Annotated in this window: 11 protein-coding genes and 1 pseudogene; 7 read left to right on the forward strand and 5 right to left on the reverse strand. The window is 68.1% G+C overall.

What is annotated here, in order from left to right:
• The 3 genes from FREUN1FDRAFT_RS36940 to FREUN1FDRAFT_RS44695 form a co-directional block, all read right to left on the reverse strand.
• The coding region (locus FREUN1FDRAFT_RS36940; protein WP_198144578.1) for a helix-turn-helix domain-containing protein at positions 1-374 on the reverse strand (374 nt) is incomplete at its 3' end.
• 26 nt (positions 375-400) lie between these two features.
• A complete protein-coding gene (locus tag FREUN1FDRAFT_RS48405; protein WP_157475791.1) occupies positions 401-907 on the reverse strand; it encodes a tyrosine-type recombinase/integrase in 507 nt (168 codons plus the stop codon).
• Positions 796-1,539, reverse strand: coding sequence for a hypothetical protein (locus tag FREUN1FDRAFT_RS44695; RefSeq protein WP_157475792.1), 744 nt, complete (start codon positions 1,537-1,539; stop codon positions 796-798). The genes FREUN1FDRAFT_RS48405 and FREUN1FDRAFT_RS44695 overlap by 112 nt, the downstream gene beginning before the upstream one ends.
• 1,107 nt (positions 1,540-2,646) lie before the next feature.
• Here FREUN1FDRAFT_RS44695 and FREUN1FDRAFT_RS36950 point away from each other — a divergent pair.
• The 3 genes from FREUN1FDRAFT_RS36950 (at position 2,647) to FREUN1FDRAFT_RS36955 (ending at position 5,002) form a co-directional block, all read left to right on the forward strand.
• Positions 2,647-4,311 carry a recombinase family protein gene (locus FREUN1FDRAFT_RS36950; RefSeq protein ID WP_006545536.1) on the forward strand — a complete coding sequence of 555 codons (1,665 nt, stop codon included), beginning with the start codon at positions 2,647-2,649 and terminating at the stop codon, positions 4,309-4,311.
• 167 nt (positions 4,312-4,478) lie between these two features.
• Entirely contained in the window at positions 4,479-4,778 is a 300-nt protein-coding gene (locus tag FREUN1FDRAFT_RS42595) for a tetratricopeptide repeat protein (protein WP_232295589.1), read from the forward strand.
• 38 nt (positions 4,779-4,816) lie between these two features.
• Positions 4,817-5,002 (forward strand): hypothetical protein, encoded by a 186-nt coding sequence (locus tag FREUN1FDRAFT_RS36955; protein ID WP_157475793.1) that lies wholly within the window; start codon positions 4,817-4,819, stop codon positions 5,000-5,002.
• 10 nt (positions 5,003-5,012) lie between these two features.
• Here FREUN1FDRAFT_RS36955 and FREUN1FDRAFT_RS36960 read toward each other — a convergent pair whose 3' ends face one another.
• Both FREUN1FDRAFT_RS36960 and FREUN1FDRAFT_RS36965 read right to left on the reverse strand, forming a co-directional pair.
• A complete protein-coding gene (locus tag FREUN1FDRAFT_RS36960) occupies positions 5,013-5,648 on the reverse strand; it encodes a DsbA family protein (RefSeq protein WP_006545538.1) in 636 nt (211 codons plus the stop codon).
• Positions 5,645-6,067 carry an antibiotic biosynthesis monooxygenase gene (locus FREUN1FDRAFT_RS36965; protein ID WP_006545539.1) on the reverse strand — a complete coding sequence of 141 codons (423 nt, stop codon included), beginning with the start codon at positions 6,065-6,067 and terminating at the stop codon, positions 5,645-5,647. The genes FREUN1FDRAFT_RS36960 and FREUN1FDRAFT_RS36965 overlap by 4 nt, the downstream gene beginning before the upstream one ends.
• Positions 6,068-6,263: 196 nt before the next feature.
• Between FREUN1FDRAFT_RS36965 and FREUN1FDRAFT_RS36970 the strand changes: the two genes are divergently transcribed.
• The 4 genes and pseudogenes from FREUN1FDRAFT_RS36970 to FREUN1FDRAFT_RS47215 form a co-directional block, all read left to right on the forward strand.
• Entirely contained in the window at positions 6,264-6,824 is a 561-nt protein-coding gene (locus tag FREUN1FDRAFT_RS36970; RefSeq protein WP_006545540.1) for a hypothetical protein, read from the forward strand.
• Between the two features lie 78 nt (positions 6,825-6,902).
• On the forward strand, positions 6,903-7,313 hold the full coding sequence (locus FREUN1FDRAFT_RS36975; protein ID WP_006545541.1) for a hypothetical protein: 411 nt from the start codon (positions 6,903-6,905) through the stop codon (positions 7,311-7,313).
• A gap of 56 nt (positions 7,314-7,369) precedes the next feature.
• Complete coding sequence (locus FREUN1FDRAFT_RS44700) at positions 7,370-7,510, forward strand: hypothetical protein (protein WP_006544361.1); 141 nt, start codon at positions 7,370-7,372, stop codon at positions 7,508-7,510.
• Positions 7,507-7,772: pseudogene (locus tag FREUN1FDRAFT_RS47215) on the forward strand (hypothetical protein); the annotation flags it as partial. The gene FREUN1FDRAFT_RS44700 and the pseudogene FREUN1FDRAFT_RS47215, both read left to right, overlap by 4 nt.

Consider the following 7,772-nt stretch of genomic DNA (forward strand, 5'->3'; position numbering starts at 1 on the left):
AACCACAGGTCGCACTGCGCGACCTGTCCCGGCTCGTACGTCACCCGGTCCACCGGGTCCACGCCGGCGTACTCGGGGCGGATCTGACTGATCCGGTCCCGCAGGATCGACGACGAGTGCGTCCAGCCGATCCGCTGCGCGATCACACTTGCTGGCATCCGCGGATACTCGGCCAGCAGCGCCCGCACCGCCGGCTCGACCGCGTCGGTCAACCGCCGCCGCGGCGCTCGCTCGTAGCGGGGCGGCCGGTCCGAGACCAGAGCACGCCGCACGGTGTTCCGCGCGATCCCCAACCGCCTGCTGATCTCGCTGATCGAGACACCCTCAGCGCGATGCAGCCGCCGGATCTCGGCCCAGTCCTCCACAGTGATCACCCTCCAAGGCTGGAGGGTGCGCCGTTTTACTTCGGCAACGCCTGGTCAGATTTCGCTCGGCACCGACAGCCGAGCTGGTCCGCGATTTCGCGTGCTGTTCGGCCCGCGCGGTCCATCTCGGTCGCGACGGTTTTCCGAATGGTGTGTGGTACCACCCAGTCGAAGCCTGCCTCGGTGACAGCCTCCCGCCAGTAGGTCTCGACGTTGGTGACGTCACGTATCCGCCCGTTGGCGGTTGGGAATGCCAGTGGGGAGTTCCACGCCTCCCCGTTCAGTACGGGCACCGGCTTGCTGATCTCGGCCGACTTCTTGAACCTGTGCTTGAGGAGGTCGACCGCCCAGGTCGGTAGGAGGAGCCTACGGAAGCCGGCGGCGCTTTTGGGGGCAGGTTTGATGATCGGCCCCGTACCCTTGAGCCAGATTACCGTCCCCCGTACCTCGATCGAGCCCTCGCCAGGGTCGAGGGCGTCCTGGACGAAGGCCAGGCATTCTCCGATCCGTACGCCGGTGGCGAGCAGGATGCTCGACAGCATGGGGATGTCCCTGCGCACCGCGACGGGGTCGTAGGTGAACAGCGCGCGTAGCTGCTGGAGTTCGGGGATGCTGAGGGCCTTGGGCACCTTCTTGACCTTCGGGCGGACGGCGCCACCTCGCGGATGGGGTTCGTCTTCATCACGTCGCGCTGGCAGGCGAACGCGCACATGTTGCTGAGCACCGTGCGGGTTGCCTTGGCCACGCCGGCGCCGTTGTTCTCGCTGACCGTGCTGATGTGCCGGTTGGCGGCGCCGGTCGTCAGCTCCCGGACGCGCAGCTTCCCGAGTGCCGGGATGATCTGGTTGTCCAGCCGGTCGCGGTAGAGGCGGAAGGTGCCGGGGGACTTGTCCTGCGTGGAGAACTCGGCCCACCAGGCGTCGGCGAGCGCCTCGACGCGGGAGTTGGAGGTGATCTCCGACTCCGCGCCGGCCTCCCACACCCGATCGCGTAGGTGGCTCTTGAGGGCGGCCTCCGCGGCGTTCTTGCTCGCGCCGTTCCGGGCGACCGGACGGGTGACGCCGTCGAAGTCGCGGTAGAGGGTACGTGCCTTGTAGCGCCCGGACTCCATTTTGTAGGTCCGGATCTCGCCGTAGGTTCCGAGGCCGAGCGGTGGTCTGCCGGTGCGGGGCATGGCGTGCTCCATCGTGTTCTGGGCCCCCCGACCGAGAATGATGGTACCAGAATAGAGCCATAAAACGCCGAGCGATGATGCTTGTCGATGGTGGGTGACGCACGGTCCGCATCACTATCAGTGCAGGTCAGGGGTGCTGTCGAGCGATATCGAGAAAGATCGAAAAGTCCCTGCAATGTTCCGGGTGGTTATAGGTCTGAGGTTTGTGGTGGGATTATTCGGTGTCGGTGGTTACGGCGACCTCTGCATAGCTCGTGCTTATCTGGGCTTCGCTCGTGCGGTGGTGACAATTTTGGGGACGGCGAAGGGGTTCCCTGTCGGTCTTCAAGGGGGGAGGCGTCGGCGAGTGAACATCGAGTTTTTCGTGCTCCTGTGGTGTAAGTCTGGGGGAAAATTTCGGGGATCGTCAGGCTGAGTGTTCATTGGCATGACAAGTTCCTGTGTGGGAAAAGGTTTCAGTCGGTGCTCGGGGATGCTGGAAGTCTTGCGGGTGGGCGGTTGGCTGGCCGCGAGGTCAGGGAAATGGTGTGATCGCTCCTACTGGAGTCTGTCGGCGGTTCGCGAGTGTGGGAGCCGGTGACCGTGAGAAAGGAGAAGCAAGGCTCTTCCGCAGAGTCTGCCGATCTTGAAAGCCTGGGTGAGGAAGCTGGCGCTCGGCTGCATGGCGGCGAGGAACCGGCTGGGCGGGACGAGGCGGGTACGGCCTGTAACCGAGTAGGTGGACGTCGTGACGACACTATTCGTGTCATCTTTCTTGATGATTCTCTGTCGCTTTCCCCTGATGCGGCGCGGGCCTTGTTGCGTATACTGCTTGCTGTCGGCGAGCATAGACCTGCCGGTGAATCCGCAGGGACCGGAGACGATGGCCGCGCCCGTCGGAGGCGGGGAGACCGTTCTTGAGTATTCCCAGGTGCGCTGGCCAGGTAGAGCCGGCCATCCGCAGAACATCAATCCTGTGAGACACGGAAAGTGGTGATTTGGATGACGTCATCTCCCACTCTGACGGCCGCCATCGGAAGACCGAAGCCGGCTCGGATACGGTTTGCCTTCACGGGGCGAGTATCGACCGAGGACCAGCAGGATCCTGAGGCCTCCCGGAACTGGCAGATGGCCCGCGCTGCGGCGCTGATCGACGGCCATGGGGAGATCGTTGCCGAGTACTTCGATGTCGGCCAGTCACGTTCGCTGCCGTGGAAACGGCGTCCGCAGGCGAGCCTGCTTCTTGCTGCGCTGGCCGACCGGGACCGCGGCTTTGATGCTGTGGTGGTCGGTGAACCGCACCGCGCGTTCTACGGCAACCAGTACAGCCTGACGATGCCTGTGTTCGAGCATTACGGCGTCGCGCTGTGGGTGCCCGAGGTCGGCGGGCCGATTGACCCGACGTCGGAAGCCCACGACATGATCATGTCGGTGTTCGGTGGCATGTCCAAAGGGGAGCGGAACCGGATCAAGATCCGGGTGCGGTCGGCGATGCAGGCGCAGACCAAGGTCGAGGGCCGCTATCTCGGGGGCCGGCCGCCCTACGGGTACCGGCTCGCCGACGCCGGGCCACACCCGAACCCGGGCAAGGCCGCCGATGGGCGACGGCTGCACCGACTCGAACCCGATCCTGCGACCGCCCCCGTGGTGGTCCGGATCTTCGAGAGGTTCCTCGCCGGCGCAGGGGTCTTCGCGATCGCGGAAGGGCTGACTGCCGACGGGATCCCGTGCCCGTCCGCCAACGATCGGGCCCGCAACCGCCATCGTGAAGGTCTGGCCTGGTCGAAGGGCGCGATCCGCACGATCCTCTCCAACCCTCGGTACACCGGCCACGAGATCTGGGGGAAGCAGCGCAAGGAAGACGTTCTGCTCGACGTCGACGATGTAGCTCTCGGCTATGAGACCAAGTTTCGGTGGAACTCGACCGAGACCTGGGTGTGGTCTACCGAGCAGGCTCATCCGGCGATCATCGACATCGAGACCTTCACCCAGGCCCAGACCCTGCGTGCTGCCCGCAGGATCGTCCCGCCCAGCGAACGCGGCCAGCGGCGCGACACCCGTCGCTACCTGTTCCGCGGGATGCTGCACTGCGGTCTGTGCACCCGCAAGATGCAGGGCAACTGGATCAACGGGAAGGCGCACTACCGCTGCCGCTACCCTCAGGAATACGCCCTGGTGAACCACGTGCACCATCCGAGCAACGTCTACCTGCGTGAAGCGGCGATCGTCCGGCCCCTCGACGACTGGCTGTTCACCCGCTTCGCGCCCCACCACGTCGCCGACACGATCGACGCCATGACCCAGGCCCAAGCGGAAGCGCAGGAAGAGGACGACCCTCGCCGGTCCGCCGCGCAGAGGCAGGTGGCTGAATGCGACCGCAAGCTCGCCCGTTACCGGTCCGTCCTTGACGCGGGCGCCGACGAGACGACTGTCGTGGGTTGGATCGCGGAGACGACAGCGCAGCGCGCCGCCGCGCAGGCCGTCCTCGCCACCCGCTCCCGACAGGCACGGCCGCGTTTGTCCCGCCAGGAGATCGCGGATCTTGTCGAGCGATTTGACGATCTCCGTCGGGTGCTTCGCGACGCCGATCCGGAGGACAAGGCGAAGGTCTACGCCGCGCTGGGAGTCCGCCTGACCTACAAGCCCTCTGAGCGACGCCTGCTGGTCGCAGCGACGCCTGCCCCAAGGCAAGTAGGCGTAAAGGTTGTGTCCGAGGGGGGACTCGGCCACTACGCACACGCCCTCAACCGGCGCACCAGCTATCCGGCCCGCGGGCTCGCGGGCGACCGATGACTACGGCGTCGGCTAGGCCTTGGCCCGGAACATTCGCCCGCAGACACTGCAGAACTCGCCGTCGAGACTAACCCGCGGCTGAGGCGGGTGCCGCGCTCACCGCACTCGTTGGCGCCGTCTGACAGCCGGCGGGACTGTTTCAAGATCGGTGTTTCTGGCCCGACATCCTGAACACCCGGGGCAACCTCGCGGGCTGGCGGGGCCAGGCGGGGGACCCCGCCGGCGCCGCGACCGCCTTCGAGCAGCTGCTGGGGGAGTTCCTGCGGGTGCTGGGCCCCGACCACCCCCACACCCTGAATACCCGGCACAAGCTCGCCCTCTGCCGGGGCCAGGCGGGAGATCCCGCCGGCGCTGTTTCGTCGGAGGCCGGTGCGTCAGGTGGTCGTGGTCCTGTCCCGTATTCGGTGGCGGTCTCGAGGGATGAACGCAACGCCGCTGGTGATGGCCAGTGCGACAGCACCGGATGACCCGCAGGCGGGTCGGTGTTCAGGCGAAGGCTGCCGCGGTGAAGACCTGGCGGGGTACGGCCGCCGAAGACGCGGCAGGGCCGATCGTTGAGCCGGTCGGCGATCGCGTCGAGCCGGGTTTGCGTGACAGAGGCCAGATCGGCAATCGCCAGGCCAACTCCGCGCTGCGCTGCATTGTCATTACCCGGCTGCGCTGCGGCCCCCGCACCCGCGCCTACCAGTAACGACGCCTAGCTAGCCGTCGATCGCCCGCTGGAGGAGGCTTCGCAGCGCCTCGACGGATTGCACGTTGGGTGTCGGAGTGCCGCCGGCTGTCACGATCGTCGGGACGCCGGTCACGGACAGCTCGATGGCACGACGCTCGTCGGCGCGCACCGCGTCCGCGTAGGCGTCGCCCGCCAGCACGGTCCGCAGGTCACCGTCCGGGAGCCCGGCCGTCTGGCCCACCGCACGCAGCACCTCCAGGTCGGCGATGTTGCGTCCCTCGGTGTGGTAGGCGTACAGCAGCCCGCGCAGCACCTGACCTGCCCGACCATGGCGGGCGCCGAGCTGCACCAGCCGGTGCGCGTCGAAGGAGTTCACCGGCCGGGCGGCCTCGAGATTCAGATCGAGGCCTTCGGCCGCGCCGAGCGCGCGAATACGGGCGATCCGGGCGCTGGCCTGGTCGCCCCACCAGGTGCCGTCGCGCATCTCCGCGGCCGCGGTCGGGCCCGGCACCCGACTCAGGTCCGGGCCGAGCTCGAAGCTGCGCCACACGAGGTCCACCTGTCCCGGATCGTCCACCTTCTGGATCGCCGCGATCAGGCGCCGTTCCGCGAGGTAGCACCAGGGGCACAGGACGTCCACCCACACCTCGACCGTGACCGTCACCCGGCGTCCTCGGTGACGTCCTCGGTGCGCTCAGCGGGTTCCGAGCTGGCGGGTGCGGCGGCGGCGTCGGCCGGGCGCGGGCCGGGCCCGACCTCCCGCGCCACCGTGAAGCGGGGCGCCCCGGTCATGCGTGGCTCGGCCCAACCGGTGACCCCCGCGACCGCGGTCTGGATCGCCGCGATCCGCCCGGCAGTGTCGGAGACCTGCTCGAAGTGCCGGAAGTCCGCCTCCGACGCCCAGCGCACGATGTTGTAGACGCGGGTGCCGTCGATGCTCGCGAAGATCTGGGCCGAGTGGTAGCCCGGATAGAAGCTCACCCACTGTCGCTGGATCTCCGCGAACGCCTCGACCAGCCCCCGCTGCGAATCGGGTCCGTCTACCGCGTAGTCGATGATCGAGTAGAAGCTCTTGTCGGCCATGCACCCTTCTCCGTCGCCTGGCTGTTCCGTCTGGCCCGCCTGCCGTCGCGCGGGCCCCGCTCCCAGCCTCGATGCTCAACTTCGGTTGAGGTCAAGCTCGGGAGCCGGGCCGGGCGAGCGGCGACGTGCGACGGCCGCCGCCCATCCGCCCCGGCGATGGCCGACGGAGACAATCACGGCTGGCGTCGGCGATCTGATGTTGTATGACCCGGTCATCTTGGGCACCAGCCTGCGGCTACAGCGCGACGACCACGGCACCGTCCCGGCGCGGCTGGGCCGGGCGGACACGGTGGCGTTCACCCAGCGGCTGGCGTTCCTGGCGCAGTCCGGCGCGCTCAGCGCGAACCGGCGGATTGACATCCTGCGCCACGTCCGCACCGTGCTGGCCGCCGCCCGCTGGCAAGGGCTGACCCGGCCCGGCGAGGCGGCGGCAGGACTGCCCGACGACTTCACCCTCGTGAAGGAGGACGTCCCCGCCAAGGACCGCGTCGACCGCCCCGGCCGGGCACTGCCCGCCGAGATCCTGCGCCAGCTGTGTCAGGGGCTGCCGGCGGTGGCGACCGTGACTACCTGCCAGGACGCCCGCACGGCCATCGAGCTGCTCATCGACATCGGCCGGCGGCCTGAGGAGATCTGCGACCTGCCGTTCGACTGCCTCACCCGCGGTGGGCAGGGCAAGTACATCCTGATTTGGAACAACATCAATGCGGCCGTTCCGGTCGGGAGCTGCCGATCACGGACGCGACCGCGAGCCTGATCGTCGCCCAGCAGCAGCGGGTCCGGGACCGCTTCCCCGACACCCCCGCCGCAGCTGCGACTGCTGCCGGCGCCGAAGATGAACGCGCACGGCGCGAAGCCGTTCCGCGTCGGCGTCCTCTACGAGGTCCACCGCGCCTGGGTGGACGCGCTGCCGCCGCTACTGGTCACCCACGGCGCAACGACGGCCGAGTTCGACAAGCAGCCGGTGTTCCCTTACGCCTACCGGCACTCCTACGCGCAGCGGCACGCCGACGCCGGCGTCCCCGTCGACGTGCTCCGCCAACTACTTGACCGTGGCGGTCTCGACCGCGCCGGCGGTCATCACCTGTTGGGGCTGGGTGGCGGACCACGAGCCGACGGTCCGGTCGTCACGCTCTCAGCGAGTTCGGTGATGTGGGTGTCGACATCGGCTTCCCACGCTGTCGGGAGCACTCCGCCAGGCACCTTCCCGGACGATCTCACCGATCAGCGACGGCCGAGCGCCTGACCATCCCCCAGCCCGGCCCACGCCGCACGCCGCGGTTCCGGTCAAGCCACACCTCGATGTCGCTCGACGCCACAGCCGATTCGTTCGACCGCCGGATGTGCCCGATAAGCGACGCCGTCGACGGGGACAACCAAGGCGATGCCGCGTCGAAGTCCGTCACGCGGCTCGTCGAGAAGCTGAAGGAGCTCAGCTGGTGAGAGCCATCGTTCGGGTCGCCGGGCACCGCAACATCACGCCACACGACTCCGAGTACATCCATGCGAAGCCGCAGGTCGGTGACGTCGCCCGCCTGGTCGTGGCCACGGCGCGGGGACAGCCGGAGCACGCGGGGGTTGCCCGCATCGTCCGTGTCTCCCCCAGAAGGGAACTTCATCACGGTGGACGGCATGCTGCCGCACCAGGGAGCCCGGCGAGCATTACATGGATTTCATCGCACCGCCGCCTTCCGGAACGTCAACC

This window comes from Parafrankia sp. EUN1f, from assembly GCF_000177675.1.
Taxonomy (GTDB): Bacteria; Actinomycetota; Actinomycetes; order Frankiales; family Frankiaceae; genus Parafrankia.